The following is a 19,100-nucleotide window of genomic DNA, read 5'->3' as shown; positions in this document are numbered from 1 at the left end:
AAAATGGATATTCGTCGATTGCAAGCGTTCGTAAAAATTATTGATATTGGAAGTATTTCTCGTGCTGCCGATATTCTGAATATTGCACAGCCAGCTCTCAGCCAGCAGTTGGCATCGCTAGAAACCGCGTTCAAACAGAAACTGCTGATCCGCAGCAAAATGGGTGTCACCCCAACGGCCGCTGGTCTCGAATTGTATCGCCATTCACAAACCATCATCAAACAGCTTGACCGCGCCATGACCGAGATCAGTAACGGTGCGGGGCCGTTGGTGGGCAAGGTGTCGGTTGGGCTTTCGCCTTACTCTTCGGGTTCCACGCTGTCTCTGGCACTCCTCAAGGAAGTGCGTGAGAAATTGCCGGGAATCACACTTCACCTGACTGAGAGTTTTGACGATATTTATAGCGAAATGGTCATGACTGGCCGATTGGATATGGCGGTCATTCATGGGGCCGGACCTATTAAGGGGGTACATTTCACTCCTCTCATGAAAGAAGATTTCTTTCTGGTTGCTCCGGAAAACTCTTCTTTTACAGAGAGCCTCTCTTCTCCTGTCAGGCTCTCTGATCTGACGGAAGTTCCCTTGCTCCTTCCCCCAGACTACAACTTTGTCCGCAAGCGCATTAACATGGCTTTTGCACGCAAACAGATTACGCCCAATATTGTTGCTGAAGTTGAAGCACTGCTGACGCTTCAGGATGCTGTTGCCGCAGGCGTTGGCTGTACAATTCTACCCTGGTCTGTCGCCAGCAAGATTATCGTTCCTGGCAAATCCCGCGTGTACGAACTATGCAGTCCCGTGATTCAGGAGGATGTGTCCCTCTGTGTACCGGAAAGCATTCCAGAAACGGAAGCTGGTCTAGCCGTGCGCGAAATTCTCATAGATCTCGCGAAAAACATGGTCGCCTCTCAGAATTGGCCCGGCACTAAAATTATGGATAGCTGACACACAGAGAAGCAGAAACGTCTCTCTTTTCAGGCACAGCAATGCAACATATGGTCGAAAAAGAATTTAGCCTTTGCATGTTCTGGATACCCGAAGACATCATGCGACAGGACATCAGCTTGATTGCGCCATTTTCGCACCTGCAATCCAACCATCAGTCCTTCAGCCGCATATGTGGATCGAAAGATCACAACAAGGTGCCTCCACAATAACGTTACAGGCAACTCTCCCTAAACAGATCTGACGGCACAATCCCGGTATCGCAGCTATCTTGAGTGGAGAGAAAACGCTTCATCCACGCCACCTCCCCTCTCCTCAAAATAACTTCCATTGACTTTTTTCATAACAAACTATTTAGTTACATAGACTCGAAGCGAACGTAAAGTATGGAATTCCATATTACGGACGCTTTCTGCATCTCTGGCGTGCTCATCGGGAATCCAAGAACAATCTTGGGAACTCGCTGAGAAATAATTTTTTGGTCTATAACAAAAAGAAAGATGACCAAATGACAAGTCAAACAACATCGCACGAAATATTGTGCATTCATTGTCTGATTTCTTCTCGTATTTTTTACTTTAAGACTCGTTTCCACAATACCCTATAATATGTGACCGATACGATACCGTCATGCATGTATTTACGTTTGATATTCAATATTAAACGTTCGGTTCCGAATTTTGGAACGGGTTACCTCAATGAAAAATCCAAAATCGATAGCAATTATATTTTTGGCTATTATTGTTCTATTGATTCCTTTTGCTCATTCGTTGGCCGCAGATGTACTTTTTACCACTCGACCGGCCACTGTTTCTCCTCAGCGTGAGAAGAACGTCAGCAAAAGGCAAGAGCAAAATCATGAAGAAACGACGGAACACCACCACAACGGATTTTGGGATAACGGAAGTATCGTTCTGTTTATGGAAAAAGATAATGCTGCCGCCTCATCGCAACAACGGCAACGTACAGGGATGGCTGCCAGTGCGTTAGGTTCAGCATGGCCTGAAATACGGATAGTTCCGAAGGATGACCGTATTTTTGGAACTCTAGGGGGTTTGCGCACAAAGCTGGAAAGCCACGGCTTTGCTTTTACGCTGACATACCTCAACGAAAGTTTGGGAGATGTGGCGGGAGGAAGAAAGCGCGGCTTTGCGTATTCTCATCAGGTTGTCATGGGGACCGATCTGGACTTCGAAAAAATGATCGGCGTCAAAGGCCTCTCATTCCATATGCTGGGAATACAGCGTGCAGGCCGGAATGTTGCGACTGATTATATGGGCGTCACAAGCCTGATCCAGCCACAGGAAGATTATGGTGCAGGCGGAAACGTGCTTTACAAGCTTGTTTATATGTATTTTGAGCAATCTCTCTTCAATAAAAAGCTGGTTATCGATTTTGGCAGGATGCCTGCGAACATGAAGTTCGGTACATCCTATCTTGGATGTTACGCGTTAAACATGATCACGTGTGCTCACCCCTCTGGTCTATCCAACGTAACAAAATGGCGCTCTTGGCCCTTCTCTCAGTGGGGTATCATGGCACGGGTTAATCCAGGCGCACATCTTTATGCCCAGGCAGGACTTTATGAAGTCTCCCCCACGGAAGGAGGCAGGGCCGGATTCAATTTTTCATTCGCGCAGGATGGATTTGTTATTCCTATGGAAATTGGGTGGCAGCCGGAATTTGGCAAAGGCAAAATGACAGGCCATTACAAGTTAGGGGGATATGTAGATACATCCAACCATCCCGATCCTTTTACGTCCATTGATGGCCGACCTAAGCCGATCTCCCAACTACCGGGAAAAACAGAAAGACAGCGTGGTGCCTGGTACGTAGGGGCGGACCAAATGGTTTTCCGTTACGGGAAGGCGGCAAACCAAGGCATTATCCTGTATGGTTTGGCAGGTTGGAATATGGGAGCCTCTCTGCCCAACCAAAGCCAATATACACTTGGCATTATTTCTCAAGGCATGTTTCCTGCCCGTATTACAGACGCAATTTCGTTTTTCTGGACACGACAGGTTGTTAATCGCAAAATTACAAGAATGCAGGAAATGCAGTCTGATATGGGATTACCATTGTTGGGAGGAGTTTCAAAACCGCAAAGCAGTTTTCAGGTTCTGGAACTGACTTACACCGCATTCGTTAGTCCTGGAGTGAAATTTTTTCCTGATCTTCAATATATTATTCACCCCGACGCAAACAGAGTTTACCCCAATGCACTTCTTGCTGGATTCCGCCTTTTGGCTCAGTTCTAAACCACCTTCATATTTCTAAAAATAAAGAATGAGGAATAATTTTTATAAATATCGAATTTTACGTTTTCCTTTTTTTTATAATTCCGTATGAAATTTGTCATACATATTTTTACCTATTGTTGCCTCTCTACAAAACAAGAAAAATCGGAGGACGTTATGGTTGGAAAATATCGATGGTTTATTTGCAGCCTTCTTTTTGCTGCAACAACAATCAACTATGTTGACAGGCAGGTTCTCAGCCTTCTCAAACCTCTTTTGGAAAGCACCTTCAACTGGTCTGAAAAAGATTACAGCTATTTGGTCATTATTTTTCAGGCTTGCTACGCTGTTGGTTTTATTTCATTCGGCAAGTTGATTGACAGGGTAGGAACGCGTCTCGGCTACGCATTATGCATGATGGTTTGGAGCCTTGCTTCCATCGGTCATGCTTTTGTAAGTGGTACAGCCAGTTTCGGGTTCGTGCGTGGTTTACTCGGTTTTGGTGAATCAGGAAACTTTCCTTCCGCTTTAAAGGCTGTTTCTGAATGGTTTCCTGCACATGAACGAACACTGGCTGTTGGTATTGTCACGGCTGGAACGAGCATTGGCGCCATCATGGCCCCGGCAACGGTACCGTGGTTAGCTGTGACCTATGGGTGGAAGGCGACATTTATCATTACTGGCCTATCGGGTTTTGTCTGGCTTGCCGTATGGCTTTACACGTATCAGGTTCCTGAAACGAGCACGCGTCTGTCTGCGGAAGAACTGCACTATATACGGCAGAATGCCAGCAACACTGAACTGCCTGAGTTCAAAGGACGCTGGATTGATCTGCTCAAAATGCGAGCAACATGGGCTTTTGCTGTCGGAAAATTTATGACAGACCCCATATGGTTTTTCATTCTCTTTTGGCTTCCCTCATATTTTTCTGACCGTTACCATCTTAACCTTCAGCATCTTGGTCTGCCACTGATGGTTGTTTATTGTTCTACCTCTGTCGGCAGTGTTGGTGGTGGTTGGCTTTCTTCTTTTATGGTTAAGCATGGATGGAAAGTCGCCAATGCGCGCCGCACAACAATGCTCATCATGGCCCTTCTTGTTGTACCATTGGCCTTCTCTGCCAAAGTTGACGCAATGTGGCTCATGATCGTGTTGCTGAGCCTGGCAGCCGCAGCGCATCAAGGGTGGTCTGCCAACATTTATTCTCTTCCAGCCGATCACTTTCCTAAGGAAATGATTGCATCTGTTCAAGGAATAGGAGGAATGGCCGGATCAATTGGAGGCATGCTTTTTCCGCTGGGGATTGGCATCTTGCTGGACCACTATCGTCACCTGAACAGTATTACAACCGGCTATTACATTCTATTCACCGTATGTGGGAGCGCTTACCTTACGGCCTGGTGCATCATGCAGTTTCTGATACCCAAACCACCAGTCACACAGACGGAATTTAAAAGTGAAAAAAGTAATGCGTCCCCCAAAACAGGCGTAAGACCGACAATGCGCAGGGTAACAATTTGATGTCCTATTGAGAATACAGCAAAAATAGCCTCACTTTTTCAGCTCATGAGCATTCCGTTCTTCCAGCTGCAAACCTGAAAGAACGGGATCACTGATGCAGGTTTCTTTAATAGTAAGAACTCTTGTCACATAACTCCAAAGAAACAAGCAACTCAGAGGCCTCTTCGCGAGAGAGGTTCAAGAAAACTTCCTGATACATTGCAGGCAAAAGGCGACTTACATCATGTTCTCTCAAGCTCATATTCGTGTAACGTTTGACAAGCATATTGCCTTTCTTGTGATCGATCGGCCGGAAAAACATAACGCGCTTGATAATGATGACATCGACGCTTTATTGGCAGCATGTGCCCTTATTGAAACGACATCTCAAATCCGGGTCGTTATACTCAGTGGATCTGGAGGCAAGGTCTTTTGCTCTGGGGGCGACATCATGGCCTGGAGCGCACTTTCGCCCCTGGATTTCGGGCGGCACTGGTTGCGGCGGGGCCATATGGCTTTTGATGCACTTGCCCGCTTGCGCCAACCTCTTATTGCCGTATTGAACGGACATGCCTTTGGCGGAGGCCTGGAACTTGCGGCGGCGGCTGATTTCCGCCTCATGGAAAGCCATGCACGCATAGGTTTGCCCGAACCCGGGTTGGGTGTGATCCCCGGTTGGTCAGGCACTCAGCGAGCTGTTCGTCGCTTTGGCGCTGCAAATGTGAAGCGGATGGCTCTTTTTGGTGAGATGATGGATGCACCCACTGCTCTCGCGGCCGGTGTAGTTGACGAAATTGTTCCACAGGAGAGCGGGTTGAGAAGAGCGCGTGAGCTCGCAATAAAGGTCTCTGAGAAAGCTCCCGTTGCAATCGAAGCCGTGAAAATGCTGATTAACACGGCAGAGGGCGAAGAAGGAGGCCGCGCGGCTGAAGCGCTGGCTGGTATTTGCGTTGGTTACACAAATGACCTGCAAGAGGGCGTTCAGGCTTTTCGCGAGAAACGTTCTCCTGTGTTTCAGGGGAGGTAGAAATTTTCACGTCCCCTGTCCTTTTTACAGAAAACGGAATGTGACCTCCTCATTAGATACTCAACAACTCCTCGCTCATGGTTAATGAAACCGTTCCTTGCGTGGTTGTTCGCCGGCGTCAGTTTCGCCAGCTCTTACAGCTATGCGCACAAACAAAAGGTAAACGAACCGACTTCGGAAAAGGAAATAGGTCAACCTTGAAAAGGCTACCAGTTGTATCGAATACTACCAATCACGGAACGATGCATATTCTGGTAACAGAAATCAGACTGGCACGTAATAATCTGTCGATTGGCGAGGTTGTTCAGGTTCACAGCAAACTGCAATCCCTTCAATTGTGATGAGATCGCTTCGAACCGATAGCGCAGGGCGGCATCCATCAGGAACTGGGATTTGTTTTTGCCTGTTGCATTGCTGTCCCCTCGATAGCTGGACCCGATATAGCGGATGCCGAAACCCGTTCCCAACCCTCGGAGTAGTCCACTCTGGAATGTATGGTCGATCCATCCGTTAGCCACATTGCGAGGGATACCCGAGGGTATTTTCCCCACGACAGATGTAGCCCCTGATTGCTCAACCATATCCAGATAGGTATAGGAGGCATTGAAGCTGAAACCTGCCCCCAGATCTCCTGTTGCCGAGACCTCAAACCCGCGGGAGCGTATTTTGCCGCGCTGGATCTGATAGGTGCCAGTGGCATCACTTGGGTCCGTTGTCAGCCCGTGATTCTGATGAATGTCAAACGCAGCCCCCGTGAGCAAAACCTTTTTGTCAGGCGTCTGATATTTCATGCCAACTTCATACTGGTTTCCCGTAATCGGGCGAAACGGTGCCCCTTCCTTTGTCTGGCCAATAGTCGGGTTGAATACGGTGGAGTAGGATGCATAGGGTGCGAGACCAATGGCTGACATATATGTCAGTCCGACCCTGCCGCTGAACGCCTGATCGTTCTGTTTCTGGCTCGTATGGCTGTAATAGTTTCCGCTATTGGTGGACACCCAGTCATGGCGGCCACTCAACGTAAGAAGCCAACGGTTATACCGGATCTGATCCTGCAGATAGACACCCGCCTGCGTCTGGCCTGAATGGGCAATGGAATAAACCGATGGCTGCGATATGGCCTGCTTACCGTAATTCTGGCTTACCAGATCAAGGGATGGTGCGGCGCCATCGGCATAGCTGGTACGGTAATCGGTAAAAAGGTAATCCACGCCAAATAGAATCTTATGCGCTACCGGCCCCGAACGGACATCGAATTTTGCCTGATTGTCCAGCCCGACGGAATTCAGCTGTTCACGCACTTGCCCCGCACGCCGCGTTGCACTTGTACCGTCATCCGAAAGTCCGGTCAGATAGAGGTATTTGGCATTACCGTCTCCATGCGCGTAGCGAAAATTCTGCTGCACGGCAAAAAAGTCCGTAAACCGGTGTTCTAATTCATACCCCAGCCGATAAGTCGTGGAATCAAACGTGTTCCATTTTGGGTCGGCGTAACGAATATTGGTCAAAACGCCTTCATTTGTCTGGTAATTGAACATCGTGCCACCAGTTCGGTCTTTCTGGAACGCGGTCAGCACGGTCAGGCGCGTTTTATCATCCGGGCGAAAGGTAAAGGCAGGAGCAACATAGATCCTGTTGTCTCGCACCGCAGGCATCTGGGTATTACTGTCACGAAACACGCCAGTCAGACGGTAGGTAAAACGTTTATCAGAAGGCAGTGCACCGCCGAAATCAAAATCACCTTGATACCGACCATAATTACCTACCTGAAACTGCACTTCGTTAATGCGCTGGCTGGTTGGCCGTTTGGACACCATATCCACCAGTCCGCCAATGCCCGACGTGCCATAAGTTGCCGAAGCCGGACCATTGATAACGCTAAGTGCATCCAACCCATAGGGTTCGGTCCGGAAACTCAGTAGAGAACCTGCAACGGGCTGGCGCAACCCGTCGCGAAACTCGCCATAGGAGGTCACGTCAAACCCACGAATAATGAACTGGTCCTGACGCGGCGAAAACCCATACACATTGGTCCTGACACCCGCGCTGTAGCTGACCGCATCAGACAAGGTCTGCACATTGCGAGCATCAAGTTGCCCCCGTGTAACAACAGAAACGGTCTGGGGTATTTCAATCAGCGGAGTGTCTGTTTTCGTGCCCGCGTGAGAGGCATAGGCTAGAAAATGTGCTGGTGTACCAATAACCGTTATCTGTTCGGCATGGGGCACTTCATCAACAGGTTGGCGCATCATGGCACCCCCTACCCGCACGGGCCGCAGCGTGATGGGAACGGTGGCGGGCGCAAGCGTGATACTGTTCGCACCTGTCAGTCGAAATGCCACGCCAGTACCAGAAAGAAGATGCCCAAGCGCGATTGTTGGCTCGTAATCTCCCCTGACACCGGGCGAGACAACGCCAGTTTCAATCTGCGTGGTGTAGACGATCTGCATGCCAGTTCGGCGCGAAAAAGCCTGTAATGCTGTCCCCAGCGGCTGCTGCGCAATGTCAAAATGTATAACACGTGCCTTGCCTGCCGCTGACTGCTGTGCCAACGCCGGGCGCCCGCCAACGGGCGAAAGCACAATGCCCAACGTTAATGCCATGGATAGTGTAATGCGGCGTCCCGCCGGAGCGATATACGACAAGTGAAGGCCCTTCATGAAAACGCCAGACATGACTGCAAATGCGAGTTGTTATTATCGCTTGCACTCCTAAGACGTCTCTCGTGACCGTCTGCCTAACCCCTTTCTACGTTTTTTTTCCGCCACTCCGCCGCACCAGCACAGTATTTCCGGGCAAATGATACAACCTAAGATGCGCTCCGGCTGCGAGAGCGTTCAACGCATCGTCAGGTTTCCGCAGATCCACCATGGCCGTAACGGGGGGAAGATCATCAAGATGATCCACAACCAACGTCAGACCCGATCGATAACGGGCGATGGCTGCAATCACCACATTCACGGGCACCGCAGTCAGCACAAGCTGCCCATCCCTCCACGACGCCACTCTATATGCCGCCACATCCGCCTGCCGTGTGATCTGGCCTGTGTGTTGCCACAAGGCACGTTGTCCTGCCGTCAGGATAATGGATTGCCCCCCAGCGCGCCCGGAAACACGCACCACGCCGCTTTCCACGGTCGTCTCAACCCCTCCGGTCACGCGGTAATCCACTTCAAACGCTGTGCCAATATCTTCCGTGACGCTGCCTGCGGCTTCGACCCTGAAAGGATGCTCCGGATCATGCCGCACATCGAACCAGACACGACCGCGCAGTAGCTCAACGGTGCGTGTATACGCCCCATAATGCACCGCAATTGCGGCATCAGCGTCCAAAACGGCCTGTGTGCCGTCTGCCAGCGTGAAGGCGCGAATTTCAGAGCCAGTCCGGTGATCGGCATGTAGTCTCATCCACACATCGGGACCAATCAGAAAAGCCGCCAGACAGGCAGCCGCAGCCAGTCCCGATGCAGCAAAAAGGCCTTGCCTGCGCCTCCTTGCGGCTCGCTGTCCCACAGGTTCGCGCGGGGCAAGATGCTCTCCAATAACGCTCAGGCTGCGCCATAATTTTAATTCGTGCTGAAAAACAGCATGATGATGCGCATCCGCCACCCAGTGCCGGTAGGCAGCCATTTCTGGCTCCGTGATGTCACCAGACGCTAGCCGCGCAATCCAGTGCCGGGCTTCCTGCGTCGCAGCGCGATCAGATGTTGCATTGAAACCAGTCATATCTGCTTTCGGAACGGTTTATAGCCTACCCAGCGGGACAGGGACATTCCGAAGCCCCCTCATCCTTATTTATCCGTGACGGGAACAATCGTGGCTGTTGCGAGCATCCCCCAGTAAGGTAATTGCACGCCTTATATGCTTTTCAACAGTGGTGCGCGAAACCCCAAGCATAACAGCAACATCACGCAACGGCACGTCTTTCATACGGTTCAGCCAGAATACCGTGCGGGTTGGCTCGGGCAAGCGTTCAGCTGCGGCCATGACACGTTCCAGTTCCTCACGCGCCAGAAATGCCTGCTCAACATCGGGCGTACTTTCATCCCCATACAGGATTGACCGCGCCTCGGCCTGCAAGCGCTCCATACGCGCTTCGGCACGCCCCTGATCGACCGCCAGATTAGACGCCAAGCGGTATAGATACGCTTTTCCGTTATGGATTGGCGGATTGTCACCCACGCGCTGGATGCGGAGCCAGAGCATTTGCAGCAGATCGTCTGCCGCCATGGTCCGGCTCACTTTCTGGAAAAGGCGGCTCAACGCGTTACGTTCGGCAGTAAAGGCCTTATTCAGTATGGTAAGGTTGCTCGACATAACGCCCATATTCCTTTGGTCAGACGGACACGCTTCTGACCAATTCGTCCCTTTGCTGTTCTTTCACACTCCCCCTGGCGGGGAGGAGTTGCGAACAATTATTATCTCCCTAACGTAGCCTCTCCTTTCGGGCAAGAGAGCAAGACTACTGATTATATCCCGTCTATTTTTGGCTCACCGGCCATTCATATCTATGCTCAGGAGGAAGGCGGTTATGACTTCCTCCTGAGCATAGATATGAACCAGCAAGCTTCGCACGTTATCCTGCGCGCAGATGGAAACACGTGATTTCAGGAGGTCTGCCGAGCCGAAGCGCGAAACCCGGCCATAGCCCTGTGCCATTGCTGACATAGAGCGTCATGCCGTCCACATCGTAGCGCCCGGAGACAAATCCATTATTCCCACGCGCCACGAGACGATCGAGCCCCAGAATCATCCCCCCATGCGTATGTCCCGACAACTGAAGGGCGACACCTTGTGCCGCAGCAGTACGCGCATCCTCCGGCTGATGGTCAAGCAACACAACCGGAGCCTCGGCGGGACGACCATCAAGGGCCGCAACCAGATCCGGCCCGATCTGCCCATGTTGCCGTGCCGAGCGATCAGTTACGCCAGCAAACACCAACTGGGCCGTTCCCCTCGTGATCACCACGTGGCTGTTCAATAGCAAATGAAAGCCCAAGCTCGACAGATGGCGCAGCCAGTCAGCGTAATCAAAGTAATATTCATGGTTGCCCGGAATTGCCAGAATGCCATCTGGCGCATGCAACTGCGAAAGTGGCGCTACGTCAGCACGGCGCATAGCCACCGAACCATCAATGAAATCGCCTGTAACGACGATCATATCGGCTCCGACCGCGTTGGTGCGTTCCACGACCGACGCAGCCCATCTGGCCGGAAAAAGGCGACTGATATGCATGTCACTCAACTGGACCAATCGATACCCGTCGAATACTGGTGACACCCCCCGAATAGTGACGGTTACATCCCTGACCGGAGGCACCTTTAGCGCGTTAGCCACGCCAATAGCGGCGAGGACCCCGGCCATGCCCCCTATGGTCTCCCGCGCCCCAACCGAGATGTGAACCGGCTGCCATGTGGCCAACGCCATCATCAGCGCGCCAAGATCAAGCCCGATCTGGAAGAGTGTGAGAAACAGAATTGCCCCAAACGCCCAGTTGAACAAAATGATAAAAGGCCGAGGAAATTCCGGTGCGAAGACTGACCCCGAGGACAACCGGGACCAGTAATGATAGAGCGCAGCAACCACCACCAAAGCCGCCGCAATGACCTTCACACCCAAAGGCAGTGGCAGCGGCCAGAGCCAGTTCAGGATCACGATAAGCAGGGGCAAGCCAAAAACAACAAGACGCAAAGCAGTCAATATCCTCTTAAAAAAGCAGCGGTGAAGCGTCTCTCACCGCTCCCCGCGTTCTGATCATGCAGCATGGCCGTAAATTGATGGTATCTCTATTTGTGAAGCAGAATAACTTGTTCCTCTTCAAGAACGTGAATTCCGCTACCTATCAAAGCTTCAGGAGAAACGCTCTCCGACCATTTCCTCACTTTTCGCCCAAAGCGCTTCTGCATGGGCCGGATCAAGAGCGTAGGCACGCACACCGTCACTGACCAGACTGATCGGCTGGTCATTCGGCACTACCTTGCTCACATGGCAGTCTTCGCAATACTGGCCGCCTACCGCCTCGGCTTTCGCCACCACACCTGCCCAGACCGACGTGGCTGCGCCTTGAGGAATGGTTTTGAACTGGAATGGCGGTTTTCCTTCCGCAGCAGCCTGTTCATTGATGCCTACCAGCATGGCCTCGATTGCGCCATCCTGCATATGACGCACCAGTTCGGTCATAATCCCGCCAGGATGAATTGCGGTGGCTCTCACCCCGCGTGCCCGATGCCGTGCATCAAAGGCAACGGCGAAAAGGATATTGGCTGTCTTGGAGCGTCCATAAGCGACAAAGGGGTCATACGGGGTCTGTTCAAAATTTGGGTCTTCCAAATCAACGTCTGCAAAACGATGACCGGCGGAAGACACATTCACCAGACGAGCGCCGTCGCGCATCAGCCCCGCAATCCGATTGATGAGGACAAAATGCCCCAGATGATTGGTGCCGAACTGCGTCTCGAACCCATCCTTCGTATGCCCAAACGGCGTAGCCATAACCCCCGCATTAGCGATAACCAGATCAAAGGGAAGTCCGCTTGCGTTCAACTGATCAGCACAAGCGCGGACGCTCGCCAAGTCTGCGAGGTCCAAGCCTATCAGTTCGAACGTTCCGCCGCCATGTTCAGCGTCTGCGCGCACCTGTGCTGTGGCACCTTCTGCTTTTGCCAGATTGCGCGCCGCACCCACCACGTGGGCCCCATGCGCGGCAAGGGCGCGTGCGGTTTCAATCCCCAGCCCTGCGGAAACGCCCGTCACGAGGATACGTTTGCCCTTTAGGGATACACCAGAGAGAACTTCTTCTGTTGTTGAGCTTGCGCCAAAAATCTGTGTCATTGGGAGAACTCCTTGAGAAGGATGCATCCGTTTTTTGCCGAAACGGCATTCAGGATGTTATGTGGAGCATCACTCCGGTTTGTATATACGGAGGGTTGCTCCGTTTAACAAGAGAGAAACAGGTGACAGACGTAAATAAGCCACGCCGCCGACCCCGCAGCGACGGACAACGCAACAGAGAGCACCTGCTGCACGTGGCCAAGGCTGCGTTCACAGCGGGAGAAGTTGACATTCCCCTGGATGAAGTCGCTCGCCGTGCGGGTGTGGGCATCGGGACCCTTTATCGTCATTTCCCCAATCGGGATGCTCTTATTGAAGCAGTCTATCGTGCTGAACTCGATCGCCTTGCCGAAGCCGCACCGGTGCTTGCCGCGCAGCATCCGCCGGTAGAAGCGCTTCGCGCGTGGATGCTATTGTTCGTGGATTACATTGCGGCCAAACAGGTCATAGCCCCCGCCCTTAAAGGACTGGTCGGCAGGACAAGCACGCTTTACGCGCAATCAGGCACAGTGCTCCAGACCGCAATCGACACTCTTGTCGCGGCTGCCGTCGAGAGTGGGGACATCAGCACGAATATCGAACCAGTTGACCTGCTTCGTGCCTTGGCTGGCGTCTCAAACTTTGCCGCAGGCCCCGGCTGGGAGAATAGTGCGAAGCGCCTTGTCGATATTCTCATCGCGGGATCACGAACGCCAGCATCGTAATGCTGGGGGCATTATGCCTCATCCGCTATACCCCTCCGACCTTACCAGAAAATATCACAGATAAAGGCGAAAGCGGCACCGCTGCTTCCGCCTTTATCTGACCGTTCCACTATCAACCTGCACTTTCCAAAAGCTGACACGCCTTCTCGGAAAGAGGCTGCCTATTCCAATCCTTGAGTTCGCTCCCTCTAACGCCCCGCGTCCCCTCAAGCGCGCTATATTCCAAGACGCACGTCAGGTCATACACACCTCAGATATGTCACTTCGGGACATTGATAAAAAAACCAACGTAGTTGATCAGCCTCCGCTCGCCACCAATGCGTCTGCATGCGCTCCGTGACAGGTCGGAGTGTCTTGATAGAAAGCACCCCACGCTTCTGTCTTTCAGTTTCGCAGGCATAAGACATCTCTTCCGAAATACTGTTCCTTTCTATTATTTTAAAGAAATCCTTTACCTTTATATGAAAACCAGAACCTCTCCGCCTTCCCGCTTTATATTCAGTAGCCCACACTATCCTTCGCGCATTGCTGCCGCACACCTCGGCCAGATATTTTACTCATGCGACGTGCTGAAGCATTTCAGTCTCCATGGCTCCAGAGAGTCCCTGTTCTTTCTCAGACTGATGAGGAGATGAAATCAGGGTGTGGCACGGGACCTCTCCCCGTTTACAGCAACAGTGATGGGAAAATTACAACCGAATGGTGAAATTTACGAATGCGTGATAACTGGAAAGAAAAAGTTTTGAGCTTTCAGAGCTTGTGATGAGCATAAAAAGCCATTGTGGCAGCAGTAATGACCTCATATGAGGCCGGGTGAGACGTTCAATGGGTTTCCAAAATCAAATAGGTCGTCCGTTTATTAGAAAATCAGAAAATGGCCACGTTGAAGTGACAACGGAAGAGCTGTTTTTTGATCTGATTTACGTTTTTCTTGTAACACAGATCAGTCATGGATTGCTCCATCAACTCGGCTGGACTGGTTTTCTGCAAACCCTCGTTCTCTGGTTTGCCGCGTGGCTGGGGTGGCAATATACAGGATGGGTTACCAACTGGTTTGATCCGCGATCTGCCTCACTGCGTTGCGTTCTGTTTGCGTCTATGGCGCTCGCTTTATTATGTGGCGCAGCCGCACCCGAAGCATTTGGTGTCCGCGGGCTAGATTTTGCAATCTGCTATACAGTCATGCAAGTGGGACGCTCTGCATTTGTTGTCGCCAAGCTACCAGAAAATCATGCATTGCTTCCAAACTATAAGCGTATTCTGGGATGGAATGTCATCAGCGGAGTTTTTTGGATTGCAGGAGCATTCTGCTCCCCAGATGAGCGTCTTGTTTTATGGGGTGCGGCTGTTCTGTGTGAATACGTCTCCCCCATGTTTGGTTTCTGGTTGCCGTTTCTGGGCCGGTCTCATACGTCAGACTGGACAATTTCAGGTAGCCATCTGGTGGAACGGTGTCAGCTTTTTGTAATGGTCGCATTAGGTGAAACCATCATGGCGTCAGGGCTGTCCATGGCGCGCGCCGAGTTATGGACCACACCTGTACTTTTGGGATTTTTTATAAGCTTTCTATGCACAATCGCTATGTGGTGGCTCTATTTTGGCACATCCACAAAGCAGGCAGAACATGCCATCACACATTCTTCAGATGCAGGCCGCTTAGGCGCTTATTTCCATTATATCCATGCCATTCTCATTGCTGGCATTATTGTAACAGCAGTTGGAATGGACATTCTGCTGGAAAATCCGTTGGAGGTTGTGTCTGGCCCGGCATTGCTTGCCATGGTTTTAGGCCCCGTCCTCTATCTTTCTGGAAGTGGCATTTATCATCGGATTGTAACCTCCAGTTGGCCCATTTTTCAACTTATCGGGCTTGCCTGCTTTTCCCTTTTATTTTTGCTCGGTCAATCGCTCTCAGCTTTGACACTTGCTGGAATTGGCACACTTTTATTGCTGGGTGTCGCTTGGGGCGTGGAAAGACAAAATAAAGCCGGGATCTGAACACTCTTCAGGTGAACGGATAAAAGATGATTCCATTTTTACTGGATGCAGGCTTTAGAGGATAAAATAAGATAGCCTGATGTGTTTGATGCCTGAAGGCTCTCTGGCTCCCCAAAGTCGATTGGGCCAGCATGGAGCACAGTCTGGTCGGTCGTTTACACAATGCGCGGACAATCCGGCAGCTCCGTGAAGAACAGAAGGATTTGAAGCCCGCGCCTCTCCTTTTTTCTACTTTGACCAGTAACTGTGCGAGGCAGGATATACCTTTATATCCTGCCCTCCCGATTGATATGCGGCACGCTTTGCGCGCCACCCTCTCCCATCAGAACAACGCTTCAACTTTTTCTACATCTGCAAGACTGCTCTCCAATGACCGTAGGAGCTCTACTATCAGAGATAATGGAAACCGCGCTGCTCACACGCGCCAGTAACCTCGTTTTGCAACGCACTTCCAGTTTCTGGATCGTCGTAAAGATTGTCGAGCGGTATCGTTCGAACATATCGGAAACAGACGAGAAACTCTCGGCCTCGACCGCACTTAATCAAAATGCCACAGAGAGCCATCTCTACCCCACCAGATCCAAGACACTATCGTAACCCGTTTGTTCGTATTTCTCGACATGTCTTGTCGAAAATGACGGATTTATCGCGATATCATAGATGATAATCATCCTGAACGGAAAGCATGACAAGCATCTTATGGAGTAACAGGGGAACCCATCTATGACGGACGACAGTCTTAAGGAGAAAACCGTCCTTGTTGCCGCCCCCCGAAGAACCGGCGGGATCGACCGCGCATGCGTTGAGAGAACCAGCATCATTGCAACCCACTACAATAGTGCCCCCCAAAAGCGCCCATTGAGCAGTTTACCCGCTCAACTTCGAAAGAATACGGCCCTCCGCTATATTTCGACAAATGCAATTGAATTGGAACCAATGGATAACTGCTTTTTTATGGTCAGAAAGCTCCGCATGCAGTGACGTTCCATAAATCAGCAATCGGCTTTTCTGCCTCCATTACAGCAGGACTAAGTTATATCACAGGCCGTGCGCCTTTCGTTCGTTTTCCTATAATCAACGGATGGGGGCTGACTGGTCAGACCTTTCTGGTCAACAGCAGTGACACTATGAATTACTCTACTCAATGCCCAGCGCTACCCCTTTGGAAAACTAATTTCCACTTCTTCATCATGTCAAAATGACAATGGCTGAGTGTGAACGTTGACCAAGCACCGATTAGACAAGGAAAAATTTTATGATGCAAACCTGGAAAAAAGCGTGCTTTAGCGGCTTGTTCTTATGTTTGAGTGGATGTGCTGACATCAGTTCGGCATTAAACACTGTGGAGGTCACACCACATATGCTGGATGATCACACAGTGGCCATCTCGGGCTCAGGAAGCGGTACTGACTCTATGAGCAGCGTGCAACAGGCCGTGTTTCGCTCTGCTGCCACAACGGCAAAGAGTTCCGGTTATCAGTATTTTTTGGTCCTGAATGAACAGAAGACGCAGGTTCCTGGCCCGTCTTCCTCATATGGATCAAAAAAATCCCGGCATACATATCAACTTATGCAGCCCAGAGAGGAGTTGACTGCCCGCTTCTACCGAACGGGCGAAGTTGATCCCAACCAACCCGGTGTGTTCAATGCAGATACTGTCCTTGCTGAGAGCACCAAATAATGAACAGCGGGGCGGCCTATTCATCGTCCTTTATGCTGTCATGATGGGCGTCATCGGGCTCGAGTTCCGCGATGGTGATCTGGTGTCTGTGTATTTAGTCATGTCCATCGCCTCGGGCGTCGGAGCATTTATCGGCCTCGGCACGACCGGAGTGGCCATGGATATCACGAAGCACGGGCTGCCCTATTTTGCGGCTTTCGCCTGCACCCTGTTCGTCATGCTACCAACCCTACGAACGAAAGGAGCATAAAAATGCACGCCTTTTGGACTGTCTGAATGGACGTCAATGTTTAGCCATAAGGACGAAATCACTAACGCTCTGGCGCATTTTCCCCTCCTTTTAATGAAAGAATGCTGAACCCATGATATTTAAAATCCGTACAATGCGCAGAACTCTATCAGGACTTATGACTGTTTTCCTCATTGGATTTTCCACGCACATATCCTGCCAGGCACATGCTGAAGATTTACGTGCGTTCACTGATTATGCCGGTGCAATAGGTGAAATACCGATCAGTATGACGGTGTTCGTGTCTGGCAATAAAATTGCTGATGGAAGTCATTATTATTACAGAAAATATCTGAAAGACATTCCTCTTACCGGAACCGCAGGAACAGAACTGCATCTTACCGAACCCGGTGGAGGTGTGTTCGTGCTACATTATGTGGATAACAATTCGTCTCCTGTCACAGCAGAAAACAGCACCGGCCTTGCAGGAACATGGAGCGGTAACGGTCATACTCTTCCTGTTAAACTCGATCTCCAAAGTGGAGGCTCTTACATCCTCGGACGTCGATATGCCGACATAACCAATAAGAGTGACGCTCAATTTGAGGAACCTATCAAGGGGTTTTATTACGCTGCCATTGGAGGGCGACCGGCAGATGCAGTCCGGTTCGTAGCGTTTCCTTTGCGGGTGAATACGGGTGCCCCCAAGCCTCTGATGATCCACAATGCTTCCGAATTGCAGCAGAAATGGAAAAGCATCTTTTCACCCGCTTGGCTGAAGGCGCTTGCTGCAGCCTCACCGCACGATCTATCCACCACCAAGGGGCAGGCCATGATTGGTGCCGGGCTCGCTTTTTTTGGAGACGATGGACTGGAAGTTGTCAATGCCATTCCCTGAGAACGAAACGGCCTGAGAAAGCTGACAAGGAGAAAGTTGATCGTGGTACCGCATCCATTGACCTCTCCCGATATTTTCCAGCATGTCCGCATCATCATGGGAATGGTGGTCGGTCTGAGCGTCACACGTCTCCTTACCGGGCTTGTGCGCATCATCCAACACCCGACGCAGACACGCATTTATCCGGTTCACATTGGGTGGGTGTTGACGCTGCTTCTGATGCTGATGCATTTCTGGTGGTGGGAGTTGTGGCTGATCGAACTTCCTGTCTGGACGTTTGAAACCTATCTGTTTCTGATCCTCTATGCGATCATCCTGTTCTTTCTGAGCGCTTTTCTTTTTCCTGATTCTATCAGCGATTATACAGGATATGAGGATTTCTTTATTTCCAGACGAAAGTGGTTTTTCTCCTTTTTTGCGCTGACCGTTGTATTTGATCTTATTGATACGCTCATCAAAGGCCCGGCGCACTACGCCCTGTTTTCGATCGAATATTGGTTTCGTGTGCCCGTCTATCTTATCCTATGTGGGATAGCGATTATCTCAACTGATCGCCGGTTCCATATTGGGTTCGTTAGCCTTGGCTTGCTCTATGAGATGTCATGGATCATCCGACATTTCGAAACGTTATCGTGAAGGAAAGACCATATCAGATCTGAACATATTCTCTCTGAAATCCCGCAATCCGGTTAAGAAACTTATGGGATTGCCTTTTTACACTTTCAGTGAGAGGCATTATGCTGGAACAGCACCCAATTGGAACGCTGACATTTGCGTTCCAATTCGTGCGGAAAATCCTTCTATGTCCGCTATAAACCTACCTGCCCCGTAATTTTATAGAAAAGTCTCACCACTTATTTCGACTGCATCTCCGCGACGAAGCTCTTCTGTTACTCTGCCAAAATCGTATCAACTGCCAACCAGTCGCGCTTTCTGCGAGGGAGCAGCAACTTAGGGGTATGTAACCCCTAGTTTCACTTCGCGCTGGGCGTGGTCCGCCGACGATCTGCAGGCCGCAGCAGTCATAGAAGAGACAGTATCTATATCGA

The 19,100-nt window shown here is 50.7% G+C and carries 15 protein-coding genes; 10 read left to right on the top strand and 5 right to left on the bottom strand.

Annotated elements, in window-relative coordinates; all coding sequences use genetic code 11:
• Positions 1-3: 3 nt before the first annotated feature.
• The 4 genes from nac (at position 4) to ASN_RS15165 (ending at position 5,709) form a co-directional block, all read left to right on the top strand.
• Positions 4-945 (top strand): nitrogen assimilation transcriptional regulator NAC, encoded by a 942-nt coding sequence (gene nac, locus ASN_RS15185; protein WP_006557290.1) that lies wholly within the window; start codon positions 4-6, stop codon positions 943-945.
• A 698-nt stretch (positions 946-1,643) separates the two neighbouring features.
• Positions 1,644-3,203, top strand: coding sequence for a carbohydrate porin (locus tag ASN_RS15175; protein WP_082666723.1), 1,560 nt, complete (start codon positions 1,644-1,646; stop codon positions 3,201-3,203).
• A gap of 156 nt (positions 3,204-3,359) precedes the next feature.
• Positions 3,360-4,703, top strand: coding sequence for an MFS transporter (locus ASN_RS15170; RefSeq protein ID WP_058988665.1), 1,344 nt, complete (start codon positions 3,360-3,362; stop codon positions 4,701-4,703).
• 223 nt (positions 4,704-4,926) lie between these two features.
• Positions 4,927-5,709, top strand: a complete 783-nt coding sequence (locus ASN_RS15165) for an enoyl-CoA hydratase/isomerase family protein (RefSeq protein WP_058988664.1) — start codon at positions 4,927-4,929, stop codon at positions 5,707-5,709.
• A gap of 206 nt (positions 5,710-5,915) precedes the next feature.
• Here ASN_RS15165 and ASN_RS15160 read toward each other — a convergent pair whose 3' ends face one another.
• From ASN_RS15160 to ASN_RS15140, 5 genes are all read right to left on the bottom strand, one after another.
• Positions 5,916-8,369 (bottom strand): TonB-dependent siderophore receptor, encoded by a 2,454-nt coding sequence (locus ASN_RS15160; RefSeq protein WP_231948260.1) that lies wholly within the window; start codon positions 8,367-8,369, stop codon positions 5,916-5,918.
• A gap of 88 nt (positions 8,370-8,457) precedes the next feature.
• Entirely contained in the window at positions 8,458-9,435 is a 978-nt protein-coding gene (locus tag ASN_RS15155) for a FecR family protein (RefSeq protein WP_058988663.1), read from the bottom strand.
• Positions 9,436-9,504: 69 nt separating this feature from the next.
• Complete coding sequence (locus tag ASN_RS15150; protein WP_058988662.1) at positions 9,505-10,026, bottom strand: RNA polymerase sigma factor; 522 nt, start codon at positions 10,024-10,026, stop codon at positions 9,505-9,507.
• Positions 10,027-10,285: 259 nt separating this feature from the next.
• Entirely contained in the window at positions 10,286-11,401 is a 1,116-nt protein-coding gene (locus ASN_RS15145; protein ID WP_058988661.1) for a metallophosphoesterase, read from the bottom strand.
• A gap of 159 nt (positions 11,402-11,560) precedes the next feature.
• Positions 11,561-12,541, bottom strand: coding sequence for an SDR family NAD(P)-dependent oxidoreductase (locus ASN_RS15140; protein WP_058988660.1), 981 nt, complete (start codon positions 12,539-12,541; stop codon positions 11,561-11,563).
• Positions 12,542-12,663: 122 nt separating this feature from the next.
• On the opposite strand from ASN_RS15140, the gene ASN_RS15135 reads away from it, so the two are divergent.
• The 6 genes from ASN_RS15135 (at position 12,664) to ASN_RS15105 (ending at position 18,687) form a co-directional block, all read left to right on the top strand.
• A complete protein-coding gene (locus ASN_RS15135) occupies positions 12,664-13,245 on the top strand; it encodes a TetR/AcrR family transcriptional regulator (RefSeq protein ID WP_058989387.1) in 582 nt (193 codons plus the stop codon).
• 888 nt (positions 13,246-14,133) lie between these two features.
• Entirely contained in the window at positions 14,134-15,243 is a 1,110-nt protein-coding gene (locus ASN_RS15130; RefSeq protein ID WP_231948259.1) for a low temperature requirement protein A, read from the top strand.
• A 1,255-nt stretch (positions 15,244-16,498) separates the two neighbouring features.
• Positions 16,499-16,924 (top strand): hypothetical protein, encoded by a 426-nt coding sequence (locus ASN_RS15120; RefSeq protein ID WP_058988657.1) that lies wholly within the window; start codon positions 16,499-16,501, stop codon positions 16,922-16,924.
• A complete protein-coding gene (locus tag ASN_RS15115) occupies positions 16,890-17,174 on the top strand; it encodes a hypothetical protein (protein ID WP_157765200.1) in 285 nt (94 codons plus the stop codon). The genes ASN_RS15120 and ASN_RS15115 overlap by 35 nt, the downstream gene beginning before the upstream one ends.
• A 112-nt stretch (positions 17,175-17,286) precedes the next feature.
• On the top strand, positions 17,287-18,051 hold the full coding sequence (locus tag ASN_RS15110; RefSeq protein ID WP_231948258.1) for a hypothetical protein: 765 nt from the start codon (positions 17,287-17,289) through the stop codon (positions 18,049-18,051).
• A 42-nt stretch (positions 18,052-18,093) separates the two neighbouring features.
• Entirely contained in the window at positions 18,094-18,687 is a 594-nt protein-coding gene (locus ASN_RS15105; RefSeq protein WP_086897132.1) for a hypothetical protein, read from the top strand.
• Positions 18,688-19,100: the final 413 nt, after the last annotated feature.

The organism is Acetobacter senegalensis (assembly GCF_001499615.1).
In the GTDB taxonomy this organism is placed as follows: domain Bacteria; phylum Pseudomonadota; class Alphaproteobacteria; order Acetobacterales; family Acetobacteraceae; genus Acetobacter; species Acetobacter senegalensis.
This window is presented reverse-complemented; position numbering and strand designations above follow the sequence as displayed.